Source organism: Bacillus sp. GM2, from assembly GCF_056155945.1.
Window position 1 is genome coordinate 315,162 of sequence record NZ_JBRKSZ010000008.1, and the last position, 25,773, is coordinate 340,934.

A 25,773-nucleotide genomic window follows, 5' to 3' on the forward strand; every position below is an offset into this window, starting at 1 on the left:
ACCTGTCTTATTTAAAATGGTTATATCCTTTTTTTTCGAGAAGAACGCGGTCCTGTCCATTATGATAAAACACGTCCGCCTGCCCTTGTTGTGTGACGCGGCCGATTTGATAAACCGGCACATGACGTTCAGAGCATTCCTGACTAAAACGTTCCCATTGATCGTTAGAAATCGTACCGACGAGTTCAAAATCCTCGCCGCCGAAAAGGACCCACTCTTCCCATTTTGTGTTCAGTGTATGTAAATCCGAATGGACCGGAATCATCTCTTTATATATGTCAATGGAAACACGGCTCGCTTCGGCAATTTCATTTAATTCGCTGGCAAGCCCGTCGCTGATATCATTAAGTGCCACATGATGATAGCCTGAACAGAGCAAACCTGCCTCAACCCTCGGCAAAGGCCTCTTGTGCCGCTCTATAAAATATTGAGACTGCTTCTCGTCTTTCATCTCTGCTTGGCCCAATATAAAAGCCAGACCGGCAGCAGATGAGCCAAGTTCTCCCGTCACAAAAACGACATCCCCGGGTTCGGCATGGCTTCTTAAACAAGTTCTGCCCTTTTCAATCTCGCCGATTACTGTTACGGTCAAAACGAGCGGCCCGTTGGCAGATACGGTGTCACCGCCGATTAAGTCCATTTGATATAGTGTCGCCAGTTTATTCATTTCTTCATACATGGCTTCAATATCCACCGCGTGCCAGCCGGAAGGAACAGCAATGGACACAAGATAATACTTGGGGCTGCCTCCCATCGCGGCAATATCACTAATATTCACAGCCAATGCTTTATATCCGATATCGGCAGGCGATGAATGGGATGATAAAAAATGAATACCGTCGACCATCGTATCGACCGCAACAATCTCCTGATAACCGTTCTTTGTATGATAAACAGCGGCATCGTCCCCAATACCGATCTCTATTTCTCGGTGAAAAAGCGAACGGGGCGTAATCCTTTGAATCAATTCAAATTCGTCCATAAGATCATTTGCTCCTTTGCTGTTGCAACCAATCAAAACACTATCATTAGTTTATCGAATTCTCACCAATTATCCAAGAAATAAAGAAACTCGGCAAACATTGTGAAAAACGCCGATGAAGCCAAGTTTTCAGCATAGACCTGAAAGAAGACATAAAAAAAAACGAAAACCTCAAAGATTTCGTTTGTGTACAACATGGCGGTCCGGACGGGACTCGAACCCGCGACCTCCTGCGTGACAGGCAGGCATTCTAACCAACTGAACTACCGGACCACTTTTTATTTATTTTCTTTGTATGGAAATTAGATTTGGTTGCGGGGGCAGGATTTGAACCTGCGACCTTCGGGTTATGAGCCCGACGAGCTACCGAACTGCTCCACCCCGCGATAATATAAACAGCTTGGCGGCGTCCTACTCTCACAGGGGGAATCCCCCAACTACCATCGGCGCTGAAGAGCTTAACTTCCGTGTTCGGCATGGGAACGGGTGTGACCTCTTCGCTATCGCCACCAAACTATTTGCCTTCAGGACGAAGGTACTGGGCGTTCCTCACAGGATGTGAGGGCCTTTAGCCGAGTTTCCTTGCCTTTGGCTTTCTGAGAGCATTCTCTCAAAACTAGATAACGGTCAGACATTCACAAATATTTAGGTTAAGTCCTCGATCGATTAGTATCTGTCAGCTCCATGTGTCGCCACACTTCCACCTCAGACCTATCAACCTGATCATCTTTCAGGGATCTTACTTCCTTGCGGAATGGGAAATCTCATCTTGAGGGGGGCTTCATGCTTAGATGCTTTCAGCACTTATCCCGTCCGCACATAGCTACCCAGCGATGCCCTTGGCAGAACAACTGGTACACCAGCGGTGCGTCCATCCCGGTCCTCTCGTACTAAGGACAGCTCCTCTCAAATTTCCTGCGCCCGCGACGGATAGGGACCGAACTGTCTCACGACGTTCTGAACCCAGCTCGCGTACCGCTTTAATGGGCGAACAGCCCAACCCTTGGGACCGACTACAGCCCCAGGATGCGATGAGCCGACATCGAGGTGCCAAACCTCCCCGTCGATGTGGACTCTTGGGGGAGATAAGCCTGTTATCCCCGGGGTAGCTTTTATCCGTTGAGCGATGGCCCTTCCATGCGGAACCACCGGATCACTAAGCCCGACTTTCGTCCCTGCTCGACTTGTAGGTCTCGCAGTCAAGCTCCCTTGTGCCTTTACACTCTGCGAATGATTTCCAACCATTCTGAGGGAACCTTTGGGCGCCTCCGTTACTTTTTAGGAGGCGACCGCCCCAGTCAAACTGCCCACCTGACACTGTCTCCCTGCCCGATAAGGGCAGCGGGTTAGAAGGTCAATACAGCCAGGGTAGTATCCCACCGATGCCTCCACCGAAGCTGGCGCTCCGGTTTCCAAGGCTCCTACCTATCCTGTACAAGCTGTACCAACATTCAATATCAGGCTGCAGTAAAGCTCCACGGGGTCTTTCCGTCCTGTCGCGGGTAACCTGCATCTTCACAGGTACTATAATTTCACCGAGTCTCTCGTTGAGACAGTGCCCAGATCGTTGCGCCTTTCGTGCGGGTCGGAACTTACCCGACAAGGAATTTCGCTACCTTAGGACCGTTATAGTTACGGCCGCCGTTTACTGGGGCTTCAATTCGCACCTTCGCTTACGCTAAGCGCTCCTCTTAACCTTCCAGCACCGGGCAGGCGTCAGCCCCTATACTTCGCCTTACGGCTTCGCAGAGACCTGTGTTTTTGCTAAACAGTCGCCTGGGCCTATTCACTGCGGCTCTCTCGGGCTTGCACCCTAACAGAGCACCCCTTCTCCCGAAGTTACGGGGTCATTTTGCCGAGTTCCTTAACGAGAGTTCTCTCGATCACCTTAGGATTCTCTCCTCGCCTACCTGTGTCGGTTTGCGGTACGGGCACCTCTCACCTCGCTAGAGGCTTTTCTTGGCAGTGTGGAATCAGGAACTTCGCTACTATATTTCGCTCGCCATCACAGCTCAGCCTTATGGGAAACGGATTTGCCTATTTCCCAGCCTAACTGCTTGGACGCGGATATCCAATACCGCGCTTACCCTATCCTCCTGCGTCCCCCCATTGCTCAAATGGTGAGGAGGTGGTACAGGAATATCAACCTGTTGTCCATCGCCTACGCCTTTCGGCCTCGGCTTAGGTCCCGACTAACCCTGAGCGGACGAGCCTTCCTCAGGAAACCTTAGGCATTCGGTGGAGGGGATTCTCACCCCTCTTTCGCTACTCATACCGGCATTCTCACTTCTAAGCGCTCCACGAGTCCTTCCGGTCTCGCTTCACAGCCCTTAGAACGCTCTCCTACCACTGTTCGTAAGAACAGTCCGCAGCTTCGGTGATACGTTTAGCCCCGGTACATTTTCGGCGCAGAGTCACTCGACCAGTGAGCTATTACGCACTCTTTAAATGGTGGCTGCTTCTAAGCCAACATCCTGGTTGTCTAAGCAACTCCACATCCTTTTCCACTTAACGTATACTTTGGGACCTTAGCTGGCGGTCTGGGCTGTTTCCCTTTCGACTACGGATCTTATCACTCGCAGTCTGACTCCCAAGGATAAGTCTTTGGCATTCGGAGTTTGACTGAATTCGGTAACCCGGTAGGGGCCCCTAGTCCAATCAGTGCTCTACCTCCAAGACTCTTACCTTGAGGCTAGCCCTAAAGCTATTTCGGAGAGAACCAGCTATCTCCAGGTTCGATTGGCATTTCACCCCTACCCACACCTCATCCCCGCACTTTTCAACGTGCGTGGGTTCGGGCCTCCATTCAGTGTTACCTGAACTTCACCCTGGACATGGGTAGATCACCTGGTTTCGGGTCTACGACCACGTACTCATGCGCCCTATTCAGACTCGCTTTCGCTGCGGCTCCGTCTTTTCAAACTTAACCTTGCACGGGATCGTAACTCGCCGGTTCATTCTACAAAAGGCACGCCATCACCCGTTAACGGGCTCTGACTACTTGTAGGCACACGGTTTCAGGATCTCTTTCACTCCCCTTCCGGGGTGCTTTTCACCTTTCCCTCACGGTACTGGTTCACTATCGGTCACTAGGGAGTATTTAGCCTTGGGAGATGGTCCTCCCGGATTCCGACGGAATTTCACGTGTTCCGCCGTACTCAGGATCCACTCAGGAGAGAACGAAGTTTTGACTACAGGGCTGTTACCTCCTATGGCGGGCCTTTCCAGGCCTCTTCATCTACCTCGTTCCTTTGTAACTCCGTACAGAGTGTCCTACAACCCCAAGAGGCAAGCCTCTTGGTTTGGGCTGTTCCCGTTTCGCTCGCCGCTACTCAGGGAATCGCATTTGCTTTCTCTTCCTCCGGGTACTTAGATGTTTCAGTTCCCCGGGTCTGCCTTCTCATATCCTATGAATTCAGATATGGATACTGCTCCATTACGAGCAGTGGGTTTCCCCATTCGGAAATCTCCGGATCAAAGCTTGCTTACAGCTCCCCGAAGCATATCGGTGTTCGTCCCGTCCTTCATCGGCTCCTAGTGCCAAGGCATCCACCGTGCGCCCTTTCTAACTTAACCGTTAAAAAGAATCACTACGTGATATCTTGCATTACTAATTGAATGTGATGTCTACTGTTATCTAGTTTTCAAAGAACACGCTTTGAAGGAATGATCCTTCAAAACTAAACAAGATCTAAACGCACCTGTCTATAAGACCGCAAGGTCTTATATTCCGTATAATATCCTTAGAAAGGAGGTGATCCAGCCGCACCTTCCGATACGGCTACCTTGTTACGACTTCACCCCAATCATCTGTCCCACCTTCGGCGGCTGGCTCCAAAAGGTTACCTCACCGACTTCGGGTGTTACAAACTCTCGTGGTGTGACGGGCGGTGTGTACAAGGCCCGGGAACGTATTCACCGCGGCATGCTGATCCGCGATTACTAGCGATTCCAGCTTCACGCAGTCGAGTTGCAGACTGCGATCCGAACTGAGAACAGATTTGTGGGATTGGCTTAGCCTCGCGGCTTCGCTGCCCTTTGTTCTGTCCATTGTAGCACGTGTGTAGCCCAGGTCATAAGGGGCATGATGATTTGACGTCATCCCCACCTTCCTCCGGTTTGTCACCGGCAGTCACCTTAGAGTGCCCAACTGAATGCTGGCAACTAAGATCAAGGGTTGCGCTCGTTGCGGGACTTAACCCAACATCTCACGACACGAGCTGACGACAACCATGCACCACCTGTCACTCTGCCCCCGAAGGGGAAGCCCTATCTCTAGGGTTGTCAGAGGATGTCAAGACCTGGTAAGGTTCTTCGCGTTGCTTCGAATTAAACCACATGCTCCACCGCTTGTGCGGGCCCCCGTCAATTCCTTTGAGTTTCAGTCTTGCGACCGTACTCCCCAGGCGGAGTGCTTAATGCGTTTGCTGCAGCACTAAAGGGCGGAAACCCTCTAACACTTAGCACTCATCGTTTACGGCGTGGACTACCAGGGTATCTAATCCTGTTCGCTCCCCACGCTTTCGCGCCTCAGCGTCAGTTACAGACCAGAGAGTCGCCTTCGCCACTGGTGTTCCTCCACATCTCTACGCATTTCACCGCTACACGTGGAATTCCACTCTCCTCTTCTGCACTCAAGTTCCCCAGTTTCCAATGACCCTCCCCGGTTGAGCCGGGGGCTTTCACATCAGACTTAAGAAACCGCCTGCGCGCGCTTTACGCCCAATAATTCCGGACAACGCTTGCCACCTACGTATTACCGCGGCTGCTGGCACGTAGTTAGCCGTGGCTTTCTGGTTAGGTACCGTCAAGGTACCGCCCTATTCGAACGGTACTTGTTCTTCCCTAACAACAGAGTTTTACGATCCGAAAACCTTCATCACTCACGCGGCGTTGCTCCGTCAGACTTTCGTCCATTGCGGAAGATTCCCTACTGCTGCCTCCCGTAGGAGTCTGGGCCGTGTCTCAGTCCCAGTGTGGCCGATCACCCTCTCAGGTCGGCTACGCATCGTTGCCTTGGTGAGCCGTTACCTCACCAACTAGCTAATGCGCCGCGGGTCCATCTGTAAGTGATAGCCGAAGCCACCTTTTATAATTGAACCATGCGGTTCAATCAAGCATCCGGTATTAGCCCCGGTTTCCCGGAGTTATCCCAGTCTTACAGGCAGGTTACCCACGTGTTACTCACCCGTCCGCCGCTAACATCAGGGAGCAAGCTCCCATCTGTCCGCTCGACTTGCATGTATTAGGCACGCCGCCAGCGTTCGTCCTGAGCCAGGATCAAACTCTCCGATAAAGTAGTTTGACTGACTACGCACATCGCTGTGCGATTTATAAAAAATGAATTAACAGGTACGTTTTGTCTTGTTTAGTTTTCAAAGATCATTCTAAAATTGGAGCGGGTGATGAGAATCGAACTCACGACATCAGCTTGGAAGGCTGAGGTTTTACCACTAAACTACACCCGCATTGCGAATATATGGCGCGCCCGAGAGGAGTCGAACCCCTAACCTTTTGATCCGTAGTCAAACGCTCTATCCAATTGAGCTACGGGCGCTTCATCAGGCGACTTAACTATAATACTATGAATATCAGTTAAAGTCAAGAAGTTTTTTTGAAGTTTTTCTACCGAAAGGATGAAGCTTTTTTGTTTCGACTTTATCCATTATACACATTTTAAGGTTTTTGTACACCCTTTAAATGATGAATATTATATCGGCATTTCGAAGTTGTAACTTCGTTGTCTTAGCGACGAATAATAATATATCATGCCTTCAATTCATCCGTCAACACTTTTTTCGTTTTTTTATACTTCTAAAAAAATTATGCTTACAGCCATTCATAATAGATGACGTTTTACCTGCCCTTTTCATCTTATGTGATGTTTTATTGAATGTTCCCTGCTTCATCAAGTTATATACGGAACCGAAGCTGTAAATCGTTAACTTCGACATCACTCTTGCACGATCATTTAATGAAGCTTTTATTTTACGAACGGCTTTTAAGATATCCTAAAGGCGCCTCCAATAGCCTGCTTTTCCGCACCGTATACAAAAATACAGGCAGAAATCTTGTTATAGGAAGATTTCCGCCTGCAAACTTCAAATCCTTCATCTATATTCTCCACCGATGGGACTCGACCTGTATGTCCCTCAACAAAATTGTCATCCGCTGATTTTAGCGCTCGCGTCGCTTGGTGCTTTTTCCGATTTGTAGTTGCGGAAATTATGCTCAAGCTGCTCAAGTGTGAGACCTTTTGTTTCAGGAAGGAATTTTTTCACGAATGCAATGGAAAGAAGTCCAAGTCCGACAAAAATGTAGAATGTCGATGACAGTCCAATCGCATCAAGCAATATCGGGAATGAAAATCCGACAAAGAAATTGACGATCCACAAACAAAACACGGTGACGCCCATCCCTAGACCGCGAACGCGAAGCGGGAATATTTCAGAAAGCATGAGCCATGTTACAGGAGAAATAGCACCTTGCTGGAATGCAAGAAAGGTTACTGTCAGCGTAAGTACGACATACGGAAGAGCAGCTGAACCTTGAAGGGCGTTTGAGAAGATGCCGATCAGCAGCAAAGCTGAGGTCGTCCCTATTAAACCGGTCAACAGCATCGGTCTGCGCCCGACCTTCCCTAAAAGCCAAATCCCCACGAATGTCGCCAAAACTGAAATGACACCGTTTGCAATATTTCCGATAAGTGCAGCTTTTGTTTCAAATCCGGCATTTTTGAGTATTTCTGTACCGTAATACATGATAGAGTTTACGCCGGTAAGCTGCTGAACGACAGCGATCCCGATTCCGAGAAATACGATTCGGCGCACCCATGGAACAGCCAGATCCTTATAATTCGCTTTTTTCATTTCAGATTCTTTCATGACCGCAGCTTCGATTTCAGCAACTTCCGAATGCGCCCTTTTTTCCTCGCGGATTCTTTTCAGAACGCCCAGCGCCGCTTCATTTTTCCCTTTAGAGACAAGCCAGCGCGGACTTTCGGGCATTCTCAGCATACCAAAGAACAAGAACACAGCCGGGACTGCGGCAATGGCCAGCATGTAACGCCAAACATGGGAACTATCCCCCATTGTGGTTCCGAGGATGGCATTGAAAGTAAATGCCAAGAGCTGTCCGGAGACAATCATTAATTCATTTTGGGTAACCATTCGTCCCCTTTTCTCTGAAGGAGACATTTCAGCCAAATAAGTCGGTACCGTAACAGATGCTCCCCCTACAGCAACTCCAAGCAGGAACCGAGAGATGACCATAATCGTCACATCAGGCGCAAGCGTACATCCGAGCGTCGAGAAAAAGAAAAGCACAGCTAGAAAAATGATGTTTTTGCGGCGCCCGATATAATCGGAGAGCCTTCCGCCGAATACCGCCCCCAATGCCGCTCCCAGGAGAAGCGAACTTGCGACCAGCCCTTCTGTAAAGGCAGTCAGGTTCAGCTGATCTCCTTCAGACATATAAGGCAAAGCTCCGTTGATCACTCCGGTGTCATATCCGAATAGAAGTCCGCCGAACGTCGAGACTAAAATAATAGTACGTAAAAATGATTTCTGATTTCCCTGTTCATTCATATTGATTTCCCCCGCCTTTGTTTTTAAAAATTGATTTATTTCCAAAGGTTTTCGAAAACATCCTTAAAAGGAGCTCATTTCTTTTCCCAAAAGACTCATTCCCAACTTTCGAAAGTTTCGCCAACCACCCCCTTAACAGAAAATTGAAAATTTTATTTTGATGGAAGCCAAAGCTTCCGCACAACCAATTGCCTACCACGGAATATTTTGGAATCGCTTTCATTTATATGCCGTTTAAATACATTGTTAGATTATAGTTATGTTTTTGGTATATCTTTGTTATGTCTGATATTATCATAATTTTAAAAGCGCTTTCAGTCAACATAAATTTCAGAAAATTTATCTTTTTTTCATTTTAAAAAGCCTAATTAAGGGCGTTATGATAGGAATTTCATCCAACTCACATAATTCCATTTCTTTTTTTATTATTTATCAGCATTTTTTCACTATTGTCATTTCATAGTTATATTTTTGTCACTTTTTTGTGATGTGTAGAATTTTAGTCCCAATAAAAAAATACCAAGGGGCTTTCCCTCAGTATTTTTTCCTGCCTGCAGCGGACATTTCAATTATCTGTGAACAGCAACATGAATCAGCTTTCCTTTAACCGCAAGGCGCCCTTCGGTTCTCACGGCTTTGTCACATGTCATCAGCGTAATTTCTTTTTCTTTCGTCTCTTGAATCACATCTGTGTCCGTTTCAGAAATGAATTGTTTGGATGTCACAGTGTATATATAGTCTTTTTTAAAGTCTGTGATTTTAACGGTGTCCCCTTTTTTAATGTGGATAAGAGGGCCGAATAAGAGGTTCTCCCGCTTCATATGATGTCCGGCCAACGGGTAGTTGCCCTCGCCCATTTTCTGATCGGGACGCATTGTTGTCGCTCCGTAGAGAAGATTTTGATTGGTTGTGCCTTTCAATATCGGCAGCTTGATATTGACGCTGCTTATGGTGATCCGGCCGATGACCGCTTTCGATTCACGATCGAGGCCGGCTTTTACTGCTTCCATAAAAGAAGGCGGCTGAATCGCTTCAAAATCAAATGACGCCTTTTGCGTATTGTTTTGTTCCGCCTGTTCAGCAGTCAATTCAAAACTTTTATTCTTGCTGAGATTGATGATGATGCTTTCTTTAATAAAAGGAGACAAGACGAATAGTATACCTGATATGACAAGTACGGCAACGATCATTTTTTTATACATGTCCCACAGTCCTTTCTAACCTTTATGTCAATTGAACGAATGCCGTTTTTCAAAAAAGCACCTGACCGGTTTCATGATCAGGTGCATAAATGATTCGTTTACGCCTTTCTTTGTTTCTTTCTTGTGTAGAAAGCGAAGACTCCTCCAGACAGAATCAGCAGGATGCCGATCATGATCGGAATGATGCTGTCTCTATCACCGGTTTTCGGAAGCGTATCTTTCAAATGGCCTTTAGGATCTCCGTTCGAATTTCGGTCCGGTGTGCCTTTGTTATCTGTTTTAGGGTCTCCCGAATTCGGGTTCGATGTGCCTTTGTCAACAGCCGGCGTTTTCAGCTTTTCATTGGATGCTGTGATCTCGACCGGTTTTGACTGTCCTTTTTTAATTTCAAAAGGAATCGGCGTTTCATCCAACTTATAACCGTCAGGCGCCTTCGTTTCGACAAATTGATAGCGCCCAGGTGCCAAACCTTCCGCAATAAATTGACCGTTTTGATCTGTAGTCCAGACTGCCGGCAGCTTTTTCCCGTTGCCTGCGGCTTTAACAGGCTTTCCATCGGCATCGAGCAGCTTGAATTCTGCTCCTTTCAACACAGCTTTTTTATCGTTGCGGTCCACTTTCGTCAGTTTCGCATCGCCCGGTGTCAATTGATTCTCTGCAGTCATTTCAATTGGCTTTGTATCAGTATTTTTGACTGTGAACGATATTGGCGTCTTATCCAATTGATAATGCTTAGGCGCTTTTGTTTCGACAAATTGGTAGTTACCGGGCTTAAGACCGTACACTGTGATCCGGCCGTCTGCGTCTGTTGCCAAACCGGTTTTCAGCACCTTGCCGGTTTCATCTGTCAAATCGAACTGCGCTCCCTGAAGTCCGGCGCTCTTGTCATCCTGGCCGACTTTTGTGAGCACAACGCTGTTTTTCTTGTTGAGAGCCGTCAGTTTAACCTGTTTCGGCTCACCTTCGTGTTTCCCGGTAATGGAAAATGGGATCGGATCTGTTGACAGCAGGTAACCGTCAGGCGCATGTTTTTCAACAAATTGATAGCTTCCCGGCGCCAAATCGCCAGCCTCGATTTTGCCGCCTTCTTTAGAGATCAAATCGTCTTTGACCGTTTTGCCTTCGCTGTCAATGATTTTAAACACGGCTCCTTCTAATCCATTGCCGTCTTCATCTTCTTTCTGCAAATAAACCGAACCTTTGTAGTTGATGGCTTTACCCGCATCTACATGGGCAGGTTTTCCTTCAGCGGCATCCGGGATGACAAACTCTATTTTCCCGCTGTTCAATACAAATCCATCAGGCGCTTTCGTTTCTACGAAAGCATAGCGCCCAGGCGCCAGGCCTGAAGCCGTAACAGTTCCATTTCGATCTGAGACCAGTTCCTCCTGTACGGTATTCCCGTTTTGATCTGCGATCTTAAAAACGGCTCCTTCAAGCTTGTGGCCTTCCGCATCTTCTTTTGTTAAATGAACCGAGCCTTTATAATTAACAGCGGCGCCTGCATCAACCGGCTCCGGTTTCCCTTCAGCTGAGCCCGGGATGGTGAATTCTATTTGATCGTTGTTTAACATAAAGCCCTCGGGCGCCTTCGTTTCCACGAAAGCATAGCGCCCAGGCGCCAGGCCTGAAACTGCGATTTTTCCGTCTTCATCGGAAGTGAGCTTTTCATGAACGGTTTTGCCTTCATGATCAACGATCTTAAACTCAGCGCCCTTCAGCGTACGGCCTTCCGCATCCTCTTTTGTCAAATAAACCGAACCTTTATAGTTGACGGCTTTGCCTGCGTCCACGGATTCCGGTTTTTCTTTTGCCGATTCAGATATGGTAAACTCGATTGCCTTGCTGTTTATCACATAGCCCTCGGGGGCTTTGGTTTCAACAAAGGCATAGCGGCCAGGCGCAAGATCAGATACTGCGATTTTCCCGTCTTGATCTGAGGTGAGCTTTTCATGAACGATTTTGCCTTCATGATCAATGAGCTTGAATTCAGCCCCCTCTAATTGACGGCCTTCTGCATCTTCTTTCGTTAAATGTGCTCTGCCTTTATAGTTGATCAATGTTCCTAAATCAACGTCAGGTACTTGATTCTTATCATTCGTTTTGACGGAGAAGCTGATTTCTTTTGTATTTAAGAGATATCCTTCTGGAGCTTTCGTTTCCAGCAAACGATAATTGCCGGGCGGTAAACCGTTGATTTCTACTTTTCCGTTTTCATTGCTCTTAATACTCGTACGTATTGTTGTAAAGGTGCCATCGCCGGATTTTTTCTCCAGCTTGAACACGGCTCCTTCCAAAGGATTCTTTTGTTCGTCTTGTTTGATAAGCGTCACCTTATTCTTTTCATTCACGACTTTGTAAAGCGCTCCGGCACTGGAAGAGCTGCTGTTAATCTCAACGGAGACCCCGTCTGCATAAGCCTCGCTGATCGTATATCCGTCAGGCGGCTTGATTTCTTTTAAAATGTAAGTCCCGTAGCGGATATTACCGAATGTCAGCTTGCCGTCGTCGTCAGTCGTTCCTGTCCGCAGAAGCCGCTTTTGTCCGCAATTGAAAATCTGCTCCAGAAAGCGGTGTGCCGCCTTCCCCCGTTTTAAGGATTGTCAAGCTGCCTCTTTCACCTGAGCCTGAACCGCCGCCGCTTGAAACGGCAACAAAGACCGAGCTGTTGTTTTCCTGGGTTTGTTCCTGAACATTCGTTCCCGAAATCGACACTTTGTTGTGAACATGACCGCTCGTGCCGGCAATATTGATTAATGATTGGTATTGAATCACATAGGCGCGGTCGATTTTTTTGTAATCACCTGTAAATTTCAGGACAAATGATTGTTCACCGGTTGCATTGTCGGTCTTGATGTCCAGTGTATAGTCTTCGCCTTTTTGAAGCTGAACATCATCCGGGACAAGATTTCCTCCGCTGTCTTTGACTGCACCTTTTTCATCGTATTTAGCTTGATAAACTTTAAAAGAATCTTCAGCTAAAATTTGGTTGGTATCCGGAGTATCGGTGACTTTTACATCCTCCAATACCGACTGGCTCGCATTGACATTAATACTCCAATCGACATAACCTCCGTTTTGTTTGCCTCCTTTGAAAACGAGGCTTCCTCCGTCGGCGACCGAAACGGATGCCGTCAACTCACGCTCTGAGTATCCGGCATTATAATACGTCGCCTTGTTGGTGTAAGGGTCACGCTTAATGACCTGCCCTTTAAGCGAAGTTTTAAATACAATAAGATACGGGACGGAATCGTCCGTTTTCAAATGGACAGTCAGCGTTTGTTTATTGTCAGCCGACGGCTCCTCCACATCATATTGTGAAGCGGGCAGGATGTCTCCTTCTGTGATGGAACCGTCTTTATTGACTGCATAGCTCTTGACGACCACTGAACCTTTAACAAATTGCTGGTCATCTGCTAAAGCATCTTTAACATAAGGATTCTTTGACGGCTCACCATTATAGTTGATGCCGATTTTCCACGTGATTTCTTTTGAAACCGCGTTATATGAGCCGTTTTTGAAACCGTTGTGGGATGTCTGGCGATTCGGTGTAAAACTGCTCGTTTCCTTATTTTTGCGTTCAGTGCTGCTGTGATCAGTCCAGGTTGATTCAGCCGTGTTTTTGACATTTTCGTTTGAAAAGTCGGCATTCATATTCGTCGTATAAGTGATCTTAAATTGGCTGTTTGTTGTTGCATAATCTCCGATGAGTTCCAGAAGAAAACCTTCATGATCCGGTTTTATTGTCAATGTATAGTCTTTGCCTTCTTGAAGCGTTTTGTTATTCGTCACATCCTGAAGACGGAATGATCCGTCGAGGAGCGCGAGCCCGCCGCTTTCGAAATTATCATCCAACTTCCAATTGTTCATCGTGTAGTTGTTTTTGTTGATTGCGATCGTCCAATCGACCGTTTTATTCTTGTAATCAATGTTTGAATAGCCTTTTATCAAATTCTGTTGAATGGCTGTACCTGAAGCTTTCTTTGATTCCCCTGTTCCAGTCACTGCGTTGTTCGTATACGTTGTCGATTTATCGATGATCACTCCGCTGTTTGACCTCGGTTTGATATGTGATTTTGTAAGCTCCGGTAACATTTTGGTTAAATTTGATTTCAAACCCGCTTCCATTATCGGAGAGCGTATAGTCTTTGCCTTCCGTTAGAGGCGTTCCCGCCTGTTCACTTCCGTTCTGATTGAAGGTAATCGGAATCACCTTCAAGGAATCTGAAACAAGCTGCAAATTAGCGGAACCAAACGAGTCTGTTATGCTCGCCTTGGATTCGTCAATCTTCTTCTCACCATAGTTATATAAAATCGTCCAGCTGAAAGTCTGTGAATCGCTTTTATAACCTGTCGACGATTTTTCGATCATTTTCCCGTATTTGGCTGTGACAGAGGCCTCTGCAGAAGCCGGTTCCAGATTGTCTCCGCCGAATGTCGCCTTGTTCGTAAATGCAGCATTTCCGCCTTCGTCCGGCTTTGCGGAGTCATCGATGTCCGTCACATAGATCAGGCGATAAGCCGAATCTATCTCACCGTCAAATGTGACATTCCCATTTGCGTCTACAGTGTAGCCTGAAAGAACTTCATCTCCCTGGCTGACTGAACCATCTATGTTGACATCGAGTTGATAAACTTTGACAGAACGATAGATCAGCCCCTCCGGAAAGTTCTCGGTCAACTTGGCATTTTTGACTTGATCCAATTTTTTGTTGAGGTCGACTGTCCATGTGACTTGCCCCGGATTGATGCCTTTATCAAAAATTCCTGATTTATCGATGGTTTTGCTTACGTTTGGTTTAAAATAAACCGTTACCTCCGGAGTGCCTGATTTCACCGGGAAGGGAATCTTTTGAGTCGTCGATCCTTTTATTTTTTGCGCGTTGAACTGCGTATTGACAAATAACGTCCCTTTGACCTTCGAATCTGTTTTCACTTCACCATTAAACGTCATCACAACATGGCCTTTTGTATCAATTGAAAAATAGCCGTACGTGATACCGCCTGAGCTTAATGGCTGATTCGTAATATCGTTGTACATAATGAAAGCTTCAGGCAGATCAAATTCATAGCGATCGCCGTCATTTATCGTCTTTCCGAGCTCATCCGGGATGTCCCAAGTGATTGAAATTTTTGCCGGAGAATTCGTGTCGGCCCGGTTGCTTTTGTCATAAGGCTTTCCGTGTTCATCTGTCAGCGTCACGCCGGTTAAAATATTTTGGGTGATTTGATTACCTCCGGACGCAAGGCTCCCGGCTGCCGCTAGTCTTGAAGATGCTGCCGGTTTTGAATCGCTGCTCTCAGTGCCAGCAGCTTTTGTCTTCGTTTCCTCTTCGTCCTGCTCCCCTGAAGATTTTGATTGATCGTCCGCTGCTGCCTGATCATCCTCAGATGACGGAGAATCGTTTTTCGCCGTTTCCGATTCGGAGCCTGTATTTACAGGGATGACTGCTTGCTGCGTCTTACCTGCTCCGAGTTGAAAGAGAGCGGTGACCGTTTTTGTACCGCTTTTCACAGCAGCGGCAAACTTTGCTTCCAGAGTGATGGACCCTTTTGCCTCTGCAGTGCTGTTCAAGGTTACGGTCAAAATGTTGCTGTCCGCTTTCACCTCATAGCTTCCGATGATCTGCTGATCTGCCGATTTCACATCTCCCTTGGCATCCTGAGCGAATTCGAAGCTTTTAGGCACCTCTACAGTGAAGCTTTTTCCGGTGCCGGCTTCTTCATCGTTTTTTAACGCCCACTCGTATGTGAGTGTCACTTTGTCACCCGGTTTTAATGCCGGGTCGTCTCCCTTTGACCCGTCAACCGTTTGATCTTCGCTGTTTTTGATTGTCACTGAATCAAAAAACACGCTGCTCCCTGTTGATGTGCCGGCAGCCACTGCCGTCAGCGTAAAGCCGACAACTTGACTGAAGATCAAATACAATGCCAGGCAAGTGATCAAAAATGATTTCAGCCCTCTTTTTTTGCTGAGGCTGAACGAATATTTTTTCGATCTCAAATTGTGATTCCTCCCCTTTTATCATGTTTTTGTGTACGGATCGATTGAGCCTGGAAAATGAATCCCTGAAAATACTTTTCTATTTGAAGAATGACAGGCTTTTAAATTCGCTGCTGTATGTTTAGCGGCGGTAATCAAGATATCGCGGCTATGAATTTTGCTTTATGTCAGCTGAGATCATCCGAACCAAACTACATTGTATGAGATGGAACTATACAATTTCTGAACATCGGCATGTAAGCTGAAAATGGCATAAAAAAAAGACCGGCTGATCCGGTCCTCGTGTTTACATTTCATTCATTTTGTCCTTGATGAGTTTGTAGCGCTCATACTCCTTGATCGCTTCTTCTACATTCCCGGTTTTATTAAACAGCTGCATCTTGTATTGGATGATTTTATGATCGTACGGTTCGAATTTCTCGACCTGCAGACATATATCAAGCGCCCGGCGGTAGTCTTTTTCACGAATAAGGAAATCGACCAGTTCATAAGCTTTTCCAAGCCATATCCGGGCAAGCCGTGTCTTTTCGGGTTCGGCCCACAAATAACCGTGTTCCATAAATTAATGGTTTTCGTATGCAAGCAGCAATTCCATGTGCCGGTTGATCGTCGCCATATGAATTGGAGGAGCCTCTTTCAGCGACTTTTCCCATTCGTCAGCATCCACTTTCACACCGGAAATCCGGAGGACATATCCGGTGTCAGTCTTCTCGATGGATTGGCTGAAAGGAAGCCTTTCGATTAACTTTCTGATTTGATAAATCGCCGTATACAGCTGGGTGCTCGCTTTAGAGACATCATGGTCAGGCCAGAACAGGTCGATCAACACGTCTTTGCTGATCACATGGCCGTGATGATGAAGCAAATATGCGTAAATTTCGCGTGCTTTGGACGTTCTCCACTTTACGGGTATATATGTTTTGACATCCTTCTCCGTTTTGTAAAATTGCAAACTCCCAAAACATTGAATGAAATAGTCTCCTCCGCCGTTTTCCGCGGAAGCCTTCAGCAAGCTGTTTTCTCTGATCCGTTCAACCGTCTTCACGAGCCGGACGTAATCGACGGGTTTAAGCAAATAATCCATCGCATTTAATTCAAATGCTTTTATGGCAAAATCGTTATAGGCCGTGATAAAAACAACCTGAATGTTTTCATTCATCGATTGAATCGCTTCAGCGAGCTCAATCCCGTTGATCCCCGGCATTTCAATGTCAAGAAACACCGTGTCTATATCCTGAATATCCGGATACTCCATAACATCAGCCGGATCTTGAAACATTTCAATGGATCGAAAACAATTTGTTCGTTCAAGCATATTTTTAAAATGAAGCAATGCCAATTCCTCATCATCCACAATTAACGCTTTCACGACACCCACCCCAATTTCATCGAGTCATCTGGAAATTATTATAATGATTATATCATGTCAATGGCCCTACTTAGTTGGATTCATTTTCTTATTCTTGTCGTTTATTAACATTTAAGAGTACAATATTCATATGGATTCGACAACACTGCAGCAGGCTGAATGAGGAGTGCTGATATTGAAAAAGCTATTTGTTTTCCTTTCGATTATTCTCGGCTATGCCGGCTTCTTTTTTATTTTCTTATTCATTAACAATCAACTGTCCGATCAGAATTACCCTGAAGCAAAGCAAGGAATCATCAATCTGGAAACATGGGATTTTCAGAAAGATGGGAACATCGCGCTCACTGGGGAATGGACACTCTATCGAAACCAGCTTCTCTCGCCAAAGGCGATCCATTCAGGCATTGGAAAAGCCCCCATTTATTCCGCTGTGCCTAACAATGTCAAACTTACCGATTCAGGAGAAAACGTGGATTACGGTACATACAGACTGATGATCCGGTCAAAGCAGGACAATGAGATGTTCGGAATCAGCACCTCTTTTATTAACAGCGCAAACCGAATTTATTTCAACGGCAAATTGATCGGGCAGAGCGGAACTCCTTCAAGCAAAGCGAATTTCAGGGCTCAAAACAGGCCTTATACGAGTTTTTTCGACATTCACCGCGGGGACAACGAGCTGATTGTACAATTTTCGAACTTCAAAAAAACACCTTCATGGGGAATAGAAAAACCGATTACCTTCGGAACGCAGCAGCACATTTTACACCAAAGCAAAATTTCTTTCTTTAATGAAACCAGCATGATCACGGCATTCTTCATTACCGGTTTATACTTTCTCGGCTTTTTCCTGCATCGAAAAAAGGATAAGCACTTATTCTTTTTTTCCACGATGTGTCTTCTTTTTTCAGTCATTGTGCTTTTAATCGGACGAGAACGAATGATCTTTCTTTTCTTTCCGTCTGTTTCATTCTCGGCTTTAAGCGTAATGAGGGCAACCACAATGGTGCTTGTCAGTATAGCGGTTTTTCTCTATTTCGCTTACAGAGAAATCGTTTCGAAAAAATGGATAATCGGCGCGACTGCATTTTCTGCACTGGTTTTGTTGATTGATTTTATATCATGGGGTTTTACAGACCGTCTCGCATATGTATTGCATTCCGTTCTTGCCGTCACGACTTTGATTTATATTACGTATGTGTTTGCGATTGCTGCCCTTCGGAAAATGAAAGGCAGTCTTTATCTTACGATTGCAGCGATTTCAATGAGCGCATTCGTCATTTTAACGACCGTTTCTGCTTACAGCGGCAAAAGAGGCTTTTCGTTCAATTCGCTCTATGCCGTGCCGTCAATCATCGCTTTGCTGGCGGCTGTTCTGATGATGGCGCAGCAATTCGCAGGCGCATTCCGCGAGAATGAAGTCCTATCCTTGAAATTGCTCAGAATGAATCGATTAAAAGACGAATTTATCGCCAAAACATCGCATGAATTTAAAACGCCGCTGAACAGCATGATTAATATATGCCAGACCCTTTTGGCAAGGAAAAGCAAAAGGACGGTAGAGGAAGAAAAAGAAAATCTGCAGCTGGTCATCCGCATGGGATACAGGCTCTCCAGCCTGGTGAATGACATTCTCGATTTGGAAAAAATGAAGCAGGGCATGCTGCAGATTCAAGACGTTCCTGTCGATACCCATTCAGCGATCAGTACGGAAATGGGCTTCTATCGGCTGTTGTCGAAAAATAAACAGGTCCGGATTGTAAACCGGGTTCCATCCGGACTGCCGCTCGTCTTAGCTGACGAAAACCGCTTCCGGCAAATCATGACCAACCTGGTAGATAACGCAATCAAGTATACGCCGGAGGGACAAATTACGCTCTCTGCCGAGAGGATCAACCAAGAGAAGGTCAAAATCACTGTAGCGGATACAGGAGTCGGCATACCAAAGGCCGTCCGTCAATCGATATTCGAATCTTTTCAACAAGCAAGAAACCATAAAGATGACGGAGCCGGGCTCGGTTTAAGCATCGTCAGGCAGCTCGTTCAGCTTCAAAATGGGGAGATCTGGGTAGAATCGGAAGAAGGGAAAGGATCGGCATTTCATTTCACACTGCCTGTCGCAAAGGATGACTCGCTTCTTGACGATAAGGAGAACATGCCTCAACAGCACGCCGTCAGGAGTTTGCCCGATGTTTCAATCAGCACGCCGTATTATTCAAAGAAAATGGATGCTCCAACTGTTCTGATCGTCGATGATAACATTGAAAGCTTAAAAATTTTGGCCGATATGCTTGAAGGCGTTCCTTATCAAGTCATCGCAGCAAAAAGCGGCAAAGAGGCTCTCGAAGTCGCCTCCCGTTCAAAGCTTGACTTGGTGATTTTGGATCTGATGATGCCCGATATGACAGGGTTTGAAGTCTCTATGAAAATCCGTGAAAGATTCACAATGGTGGAACTTCCGGTTCTCATTATTACGGCAGCCATCATCGATCATGATAAATACAAGGCTTTTCACGCCGGGGCAAATGACATTTTGCAAAAACCGTACAACTACACTGAATTTGCAGCCCGCGTTAAAAACCTGATCATGATGAAAGATACGGCAGCCCAAGCGACCAATATGGAGATGGCATTCCTCCAGTCGCAGATCAAGCCGCACTTTCTTTTCAACGTATTAAATACAATTATCGCGCTCAGTCATTTGGATATTGAAAAAGCGCGCGAAGTAACGGCTGATTTTACAAACTACTTAAGAATGAGTTTTGATTTTCAAAATACATCAGGGATGAGTTCTTTCAAACATGAACTGTCGATTGTGAATTCGTATCTTTCTATTGAAAAAACGCGCTTCGGCGATCGGCTGGACGTCATTTACGATATTGACGAAGACATTGACTTTGCCCTTCCGCCATTAATGATTCAGCCTCTTGTCGAAAATGCCGTCCACCACGGCATCAGCAAAAAAAGAGGCGGAGGCTGGATCAAGCTGACGGCAAAAAAAGAAAGCGAAAACCGCTATTATATCAAGATAGAGGACAATGGAATCGGCATGCCGCCGGAAAAACAACACGATATCTTTTCCTCTCATTTCACTCATAGCGTCGGTATGAAAAATATCAACCGAAGACTGAAGCACTTCTGCGGGAGCGAACTGAATATCGAGAGTGCGCCGGATGACGGAACCGCTGTCTCAATGGTCATCTCTATCAACGAATCGGCGGACGTCTCAGTATAGGTTTTAACCTGAAGACAGAACGGCCTCCTCAGCTTGCCGGCAAAGTCGGCAAGCTTTTTTATGCAGTAAATCAGGTGTGTGCTTCCTCCCCTCTGTACAATTTGACCCTGTCCTTTGTAAGAACACGGCCTCTTTTTCTATACGATTCAATATGTTATAGTAGAAAACTGTTTTTACATATACCATAGGAGGTTTGTTCATCAATGGAAAATTTCAGCTATTACAATCCAACGAAATTGATCTTCGGAAAAGGCCAGCTTGAACAGTTAAGAAAAGAATTAAAGGAATACGGAAAAAATGTATTGCTTGTTTATGGAGGCGGCAGTATTAAAAAGAACGGTCTATATGACGAAGTTACGCGCGTGTTGAAAGAAGAAGGCGCTGACATGCACGAGCTTTCCGGAGTAGAACCAAATCCGCGTCTTGCTACGGTTAAAAAAGGGATCGAATTGTGTGCCCGGCATGAAATCGATTTTCTCCTCGCTGTCGGCGGAGGAAGCGTCATCGACTGCACAAAAGCGATTGCTGCCGGAGCAAAATACGACGGCGACCCTTGGGATATCTTCAGCAAAAAAACGACAGCAAAAGACGCCCTGCCGTTCGGTACGATTTTAACCTTAGCTGCAACCGGATCTGAAATGAACCCCGATTCCGTCATTACAAACTGGGAAACGAATGAAAAATATGTATGGGGAAGCGATGTCACGCATCCGAAGTTCTCCATTTTAGACCCTGAAAATACGTTCAGCGTCCCGGAAAACCAAACGGTTTACGGCATTGTTGATATGATGAGCCATGTGTTTGAACAATATTTTCATAATGTCAAAAACACGCCGCTTCAGGACAGAATGTGCTTTTCCGTTTTGCAGACGGTCATCGAAACGGCACCGAAGCTGTTGGAAGACCTGCAAAACTATGAGCACCGGGAAACCATTTTATACGCAGGCACAATCGCTTTGAATGGCACGCTGCAAATGGGCTATTTCGGCGATTGGGCTTCCCATACAATGGAGCACGCCGTTTCGGCCGTTTACGACATTCCGCATGCGGGCGGCCTTGCGATCTTGTTCCCGAACTGGATGAGATATACGCTTGATACGAATGTCAGCCGCTTCAAAGCCCTTATGCTGAACATGTTTGACATTGACACAGAAGGCAAAACCGATAAAGACATCGCGCTTGAAGGAATCGATAAGCTGTCCGCGTTCTGGACAAGCCTTGGCGCTCCTTCCCGCCTTGCCGACTACGGCATCGGCGAAGAAAAGCTCGATCTGATCGCAGACATCGCCGCTAAAGAAATCGAGCACGGCGGCTTCGCCAATTTCCAAAAACTAAACAAAGATGACGTACTCGCCATTCTCCGGGCTTCTCTATAACAACAAAAGGACGGAATCAAGTGATTCCGTCCTTATCTTTACCGCTCCCCCTGCCTTTCCCGTGTTAAGGCAAAAAAAGTGAAAGATCCGATCACAGCTGTAATAAACATGATCGCACCCATTGGAACGGCCGTTGTTTCATTCATTCCAACGAGAGGCGAAACGATCGAACCGAGCAGAAGCGGAAGCATGCCGAGCATCGCGCTTGCACTGCCCGCACGGTGTCCCTGGTTTTCCATCGCCAGCGTAAATGTGCTTGTCAACGTCATTCCGATGGTTATCATGTAGATAAAGATGGAAATGACAATCGCTGCAAGCGGTCCTTTCAAAATCGTCATCGTCAGGAGAACGGATGTCGCGATGACAGCGGTAATAACCGCGATCCGCAAGAGCTTCCTCTCATGAATGATTCCCCCGAAACGCCCGATGATAAAGCTTCCCGAAATAATGGCGAGGCCGTTAATGCCGAACAGCACGCTGAACACTTGAGGAGAAACCCCATAGATGTCCTGATATACAAAAGGGGTTCCGGACACGTATGCAAAGCTGCCTCCGTGAATGAAACCGACAGTCAGCGCATAGCCGATGAAAGACCGGTCCTTCAACAAGCTTCCCATCGTTTTGAGAGACGAACCGATTGAGCTTGGAATCCGTTTTTCAGGCGGCAATGTTTCAGTCAATTTCATTGAGATAACGAGCACTAGGAACAATCCGATCAATGACAGAGTATAAAAAATCGTATGCCAAGTAGCGAACGGCAAAAGCAAGATGGCTCCCCCCGTCATTGGTGCGACCATTGGCGCAACCGCGGTGATCACCATTAAAAGCGAGAAAAATTTAGAAAGCTCTCTGCCTGTAAACACGTCCCGTACAATGGCGCGCGACAGCACAATTCCCGCCGAAGCGGTAAAACCCTGTAAAAAACGACCAATGACCAGCATAATAATGTTCGGGGAAAGCGCGCAAAACAAAGAAGACAACGCAAATAAAAAGATGGATATTAATAAGGGCTTCCGTCTTCCTTGTGCATCACTGACCGGCCCAATAACGAGCTGACCAAACGTAAGCCCGATCAAACACGCTGTTAAGCTTAGCTGTACGAGCGAGGCTCCAGCTGATAAATCATCGGCAATTTCGGGAAAGCTTGGCAAATACATATCGATATTCAGCGGGCCCAGTATCGCAAGCATGCCGAGCAGAAAAGCCAATGCAAGGCGTTCCTTTCCTGTTGGATTATGGAGCATAGTATCAAACCTTTCTTTCAAGCTAGTAAAATATATTGTTTCATCATGAAATAAACTGGAGGATCGCAAAACATTTGTATATTGTAACATATTTTTTTGGCTGTGAAAGAGGATTGCTCATGACCGGTTAAGATCGGAGATCGAATCGGTCAGATGATTTATAATTGAAGTGAAACACAGGAAGGAGTTATCTTAACTTGAATGCAGTAAACACTGTAGGTTGCTTTACAATTGTGGAAAATAGCAAAGGAAAAATACTTCTGGTTAAAAGAAAAGATTATCCTGTCTGGGACTTGCCAGGAGGCAGAATGGAAAAGCACGAGCAGCCGGAAACATGCGCCATGAGGGAAATGGAAGAAGAAACAGGCTACCGTATTTCTATTATGTGCAAAATAGGAGAGTACGATCAACCGCAATATCATGACATACAGTACATCTATTCAGGAAAATTACTAGGTGGGGAACCCATTAAACAAGGGCCAGAAACAGCAAAAATCGGATGGTTTCGCAAAGATAGATTACCTTTGTTAATGGTTCCCCATAGAAGAAAACAAATAAAAAATTTTACAAAACATCATAACAAACTAGTAAAAGAAACTTTAAAAACACCTTATTTGATTAGATTTATCACGAAATTCAAGAAATAACAGCCTCTTTTTATGTTTAAGCATTATTTCATCGCTTTGACGATAAGCGATGCCAAAGCTTCGGTCCCTTTCGGCATCAGGTGTACGCCGTCAGCGGTGAAATATTCGGGATGTTTCAGGGCTTCAGTATGCCAATCGACCAATGTCACGTTTTGACGGCTGTCCGCTTGCTTCCGAAGCGATTCATTCACCTTGCTCTCCCACTGACGGGGGACGCGCGTGTTCACGAGATAGACATCAGCGTTTGAGAACGCATCAAGCAAAGCGTCCATCTGACTGTCCGTAAAATAGCCGTTTGTTCCCAGTTCAATCACGACGGCTTTGTCCGAATGATTAAAGGAAGCGTAGGTTGATGTCAATTGAAGCGCTTCCCTCACTTGCCTTCCAACCTGACCGTCGATTGTGATTCCCGGAATTTTCTTACGCAGGCTGGAAGCAATGTCAAGCATGACCGAATCCCCGACAGCCAATACCTCTTTCTCGATATGATCAGGCTCTTTTTCCGCAGACTGCTCATCTTTTGTATTTGACGATTCATCCCCGCCGGCTTTCTGCCGGCTTTTAGTTTCATCATCTTTCCCGCTTTCAGCTTGTGCTTTCTTATCATCCTTCCGTTCTTCACTTTTGTCAGCCGGCTGATCCGCTGAGGCGCTTGTTTCCTCATAAGATTTGGAATAGGCCTGTTGCGGCTGTTTCTTTTCGTCGGCCAATCCCGACAGGCCTCCTGCAAAAATGAGGAGTGCGGCAAACATCAGTCCGATTGATATTTTGCTGGGAACGGAAGCGGTTTTCCATTCCGTGATCTTATCCAGAAAAACCCGGCTGACAAACGGTTTAAAACCGTCTTGTCGGATTGGCTTCTCGATAAAGCGATACGAAAGTTCCGCCAGAATAAACGTAACAGCGACCTTAATCGCAACATGCCAGAACACCGGATTTCCAATCTCTTGAACAGGTGTGCTCAGCACGATGACGGGATAGTGCCAAAGATAAATGCCGTACGACCTTTTCCCGATCCAGCGCAGCGGCTTCACGGAAAGGACAAAGCCCAAGAAGCTGCTCGGATGACTGACGCATGCAATCAAAATCGCTGCGATTATGCTGATCAGAAGCATTCCGCCATGATAGAGAAACGGGCTGAATTCATCGACAAAATAAATGCTCATCATAAGCAGCGCGAAAGCGGCAAGCTCAGTTCCGTGCAACGCGTGCTTCAGGCTGCTTGGGAGCCTGTTCCCAGATAGTCTTTTCATCGGCCACACAAGGGCTAATGCGCATCCGATCAACAGCTCGAAGGCGCGCGTATCAGTCCCGTAATATACGCGGCTCGGATCGCCGCCAGGGACGTACAAGATGCTCATCCATACGGCTGAACAAAGCGCACACAGCACAACCGCCGCAGCCAGCCTCTCCCGCTTTTTAAATATGTAGATGCCCAACAGCAAAATGATCGGCCAGATGAAATAAAACTGTTCTTCAATCGCCAGTGACCACAAGTTTTTTAAAGGAGACGGCGATCCGAAACTATCAAAATATGAGAGGTCGTGAAAGATAAACCACCAATTGCTGACATATAAAAGAGAGGAGATCGCATCTCCCCGCACGGTATGCATCAGCTCTCTGTTAAACAAAGCGACCCATATGACGGTTGCGAAAATCATGAGCGTCGCCGCTGGAAGCAGCCGCCGTATCCGGCGCACCCAAAAATCTCTGAATGTGAGGGAAATGTCATTTCCATACGCCGGCAGGATAATCGATGTAATCAAATATCCTGATAAAACAAAAAAGATATCAACGCCAATAAAGCCTCCGTCGGCCCAGCTCATGTTGAGGTGGTAAGCGATAACCGCCAAAACGGCAAAAGCCCGAAGCCCGTCTAACCCCGGTATGTAACGGTGTTGTTGTGTCTGATCTCGCATGGTATTCCTCCAATGATATGTACGTACGGTTCTTCTTTATGTTTCGCGCCTTTTACGGCTCCGATATTATAGACGAAGTCAGGACCGTTTTTTGTTTCAAAAAATCGTCATTTTTATCTACCCTGAATGATGCCGTCTCTCTAGTATAAAAGTTTCAAGCTGAATATGGTGTTACAAAGTTGTAAAAAGTAAAAAATCCATGATTTCAG

8 protein-coding genes, 4 tRNA genes, 3 rRNA genes and 3 pseudogenes are annotated in these 25,773 nt (G+C 46.3%); 4 read left to right on the forward strand and 14 right to left on the reverse strand.

The features are described 5' to 3' along the window. Nucleotides 1-7: 7 nt before the first annotated feature. The 12 genes and pseudogenes from thiL to ACVC9U_RS16425 form a co-directional block, all read right to left on the reverse strand. Nucleotides 8-982, reverse strand: a complete 975-nt coding sequence (gene thiL, locus ACVC9U_RS16370) for a thiamine-phosphate kinase (protein WP_023855530.1) — start codon at nucleotides 980-982, stop codon at nucleotides 8-10. A gap of 196 nt (nucleotides 983-1,178) precedes the next feature. Then, nucleotides 1,179-1,255 (reverse strand) — tRNA-Asp (locus ACVC9U_RS16375). A 36-nt stretch (nucleotides 1,256-1,291) separates the two neighbouring features. Further along, nucleotides 1,292-1,368: transfer RNA gene (locus ACVC9U_RS16380), tRNA-Met, on the reverse strand. A gap of 12 nt (nucleotides 1,369-1,380) precedes the next feature. Further along, nucleotides 1,381-1,496, reverse strand: a 5S ribosomal RNA gene (gene rrf, locus ACVC9U_RS16385). A 132-nt stretch (nucleotides 1,497-1,628) separates the two neighbouring features. After that, nucleotides 1,629-4,558: ribosomal RNA gene (locus ACVC9U_RS16390) — 23S ribosomal RNA — on the reverse strand. Between the two features lie 171 nt (nucleotides 4,559-4,729). After that, nucleotides 4,730-6,278: ribosomal RNA gene (locus ACVC9U_RS16395) — 16S ribosomal RNA — on the reverse strand. The 16S, 23S and 5S rRNA genes sit together here with 4 tRNA genes alongside, the layout of an rRNA operon. Nucleotides 6,279-6,376: 98 nt before the next feature. Then, nucleotides 6,377-6,450 (reverse strand) — tRNA-Gly (locus ACVC9U_RS16400). Between the two features lie 12 nt (nucleotides 6,451-6,462). After that, nucleotides 6,463-6,539 (reverse strand) — tRNA-Arg (locus ACVC9U_RS16405). Between the two features lie 607 nt (nucleotides 6,540-7,146). Beyond that, nucleotides 7,147-8,568, reverse strand: a complete 1,422-nt coding sequence (locus ACVC9U_RS16410) for a sugar porter family MFS transporter (RefSeq protein ID WP_277868567.1) — start codon at nucleotides 8,566-8,568, stop codon at nucleotides 7,147-7,149. A 569-nt stretch (nucleotides 8,569-9,137) separates the two neighbouring features. Beyond that, entirely contained in the window at nucleotides 9,138-9,770 is a 633-nt protein-coding gene (locus ACVC9U_RS16415) for a class A sortase (RefSeq protein WP_020450319.1), read from the reverse strand. A gap of 98 nt (nucleotides 9,771-9,868) precedes the next feature. Then, a pseudogene (locus ACVC9U_RS16420) lies at nucleotides 9,869-15,774 on the reverse strand (SpaA isopeptide-forming pilin-related protein). Nucleotides 15,775-16,060: 286 nt separating this feature from the next. Beyond that, nucleotides 16,061-17,143: pseudogene (locus ACVC9U_RS16425) on the reverse strand (response regulator). Between the two features lie 802 nt (nucleotides 17,144-17,945). Here ACVC9U_RS16425 and ACVC9U_RS16430 point away from each other — a divergent pair. The 3 genes and pseudogenes from ACVC9U_RS16430 to ACVC9U_RS16440 all read left to right on the forward strand — a co-directional run. After that, nucleotides 17,946-19,205: pseudogene (locus tag ACVC9U_RS16430) on the forward strand (sensor histidine kinase); the annotation flags it as partial. A gap of 162 nt (nucleotides 19,206-19,367) precedes the next feature. Beyond that, nucleotides 19,368-20,378, forward strand: coding sequence for a response regulator (locus ACVC9U_RS16435; RefSeq protein WP_224067391.1), 1,011 nt, complete (start codon nucleotides 19,368-19,370; stop codon nucleotides 20,376-20,378). A 203-nt stretch (nucleotides 20,379-20,581) separates the two neighbouring features. Beyond that, nucleotides 20,582-21,754, forward strand: a complete 1,173-nt coding sequence (locus tag ACVC9U_RS16440; protein WP_023857815.1) for an iron-containing alcohol dehydrogenase — start codon at nucleotides 20,582-20,584, stop codon at nucleotides 21,752-21,754. Between the two features lie 38 nt (nucleotides 21,755-21,792). Here the strand turns inward: ACVC9U_RS16440 and ACVC9U_RS16445 are convergent, their stop codons facing one another. Then, entirely contained in the window at nucleotides 21,793-22,998 is a 1,206-nt protein-coding gene (locus ACVC9U_RS16445) for a Bcr/CflA family efflux MFS transporter (protein WP_020450314.1), read from the reverse strand. Nucleotides 22,999-23,195: 197 nt separating this feature from the next. Between ACVC9U_RS16445 and ACVC9U_RS16450 the strand changes: the two genes are divergently transcribed. After that, complete coding sequence (locus tag ACVC9U_RS16450; RefSeq protein WP_020450313.1) at nucleotides 23,196-23,645, forward strand: NUDIX hydrolase; 450 nt, start codon at nucleotides 23,196-23,198, stop codon at nucleotides 23,643-23,645. Between the two features lie 23 nt (nucleotides 23,646-23,668). Here ACVC9U_RS16450 and ACVC9U_RS16455 read toward each other — a convergent pair whose 3' ends face one another. Next, a complete protein-coding gene (locus ACVC9U_RS16455; protein ID WP_020450312.1) occupies nucleotides 23,669-25,564 on the reverse strand; it encodes an acyltransferase family protein in 1,896 nt (631 codons plus the stop codon). Between the last annotated feature and the right edge of the window lie 209 nt (nucleotides 25,565-25,773).

Bases quoted from the DNA above. Each gene is read 5' to 3' on its own strand.
- ACVC9U_RS16445 (WP_020450314.1), bottom strand. From the start codon at position 22,998: ATGCTCCATAATCCAACAGGAAAGGAACGCCTTGCATTGGCTTTTCTG.
- ACVC9U_RS16435 (WP_224067391.1), top strand. From the start codon at position 19,368: ATGGATGCTCCAACTGTTCTGATCGTCGATGATAACATTGAAAGCTTA.
- ACVC9U_RS16455 (WP_020450312.1), bottom strand. From the start codon at position 25,564: ATGCGAGATCAGACACAACAACACCGTTACATACCGGGGTTAGACGGG.
- ACVC9U_RS16410 (WP_277868567.1), bottom strand. From the start codon at position 8,568: ATGAATGAACAGGGAAATCAGAAATCATTTTTACGTACTATTATTTTA.
- ACVC9U_RS16415 (WP_020450319.1), bottom strand. From the start codon at position 9,770: ATGTATAAAAAAATGATCGTTGCCGTACTTGTCATATCAGGTATACTA.
- ACVC9U_RS16440 (WP_023857815.1), top strand. From the start codon at position 20,582: ATGGAAAATTTCAGCTATTACAATCCAACGAAATTGATCTTCGGAAAA.
- thiL (WP_023855530.1), bottom strand. From the start codon at position 982: ATGGACGAATTTGAATTGATTCAAAGGATTACGCCCCGTTCGCTTTTT.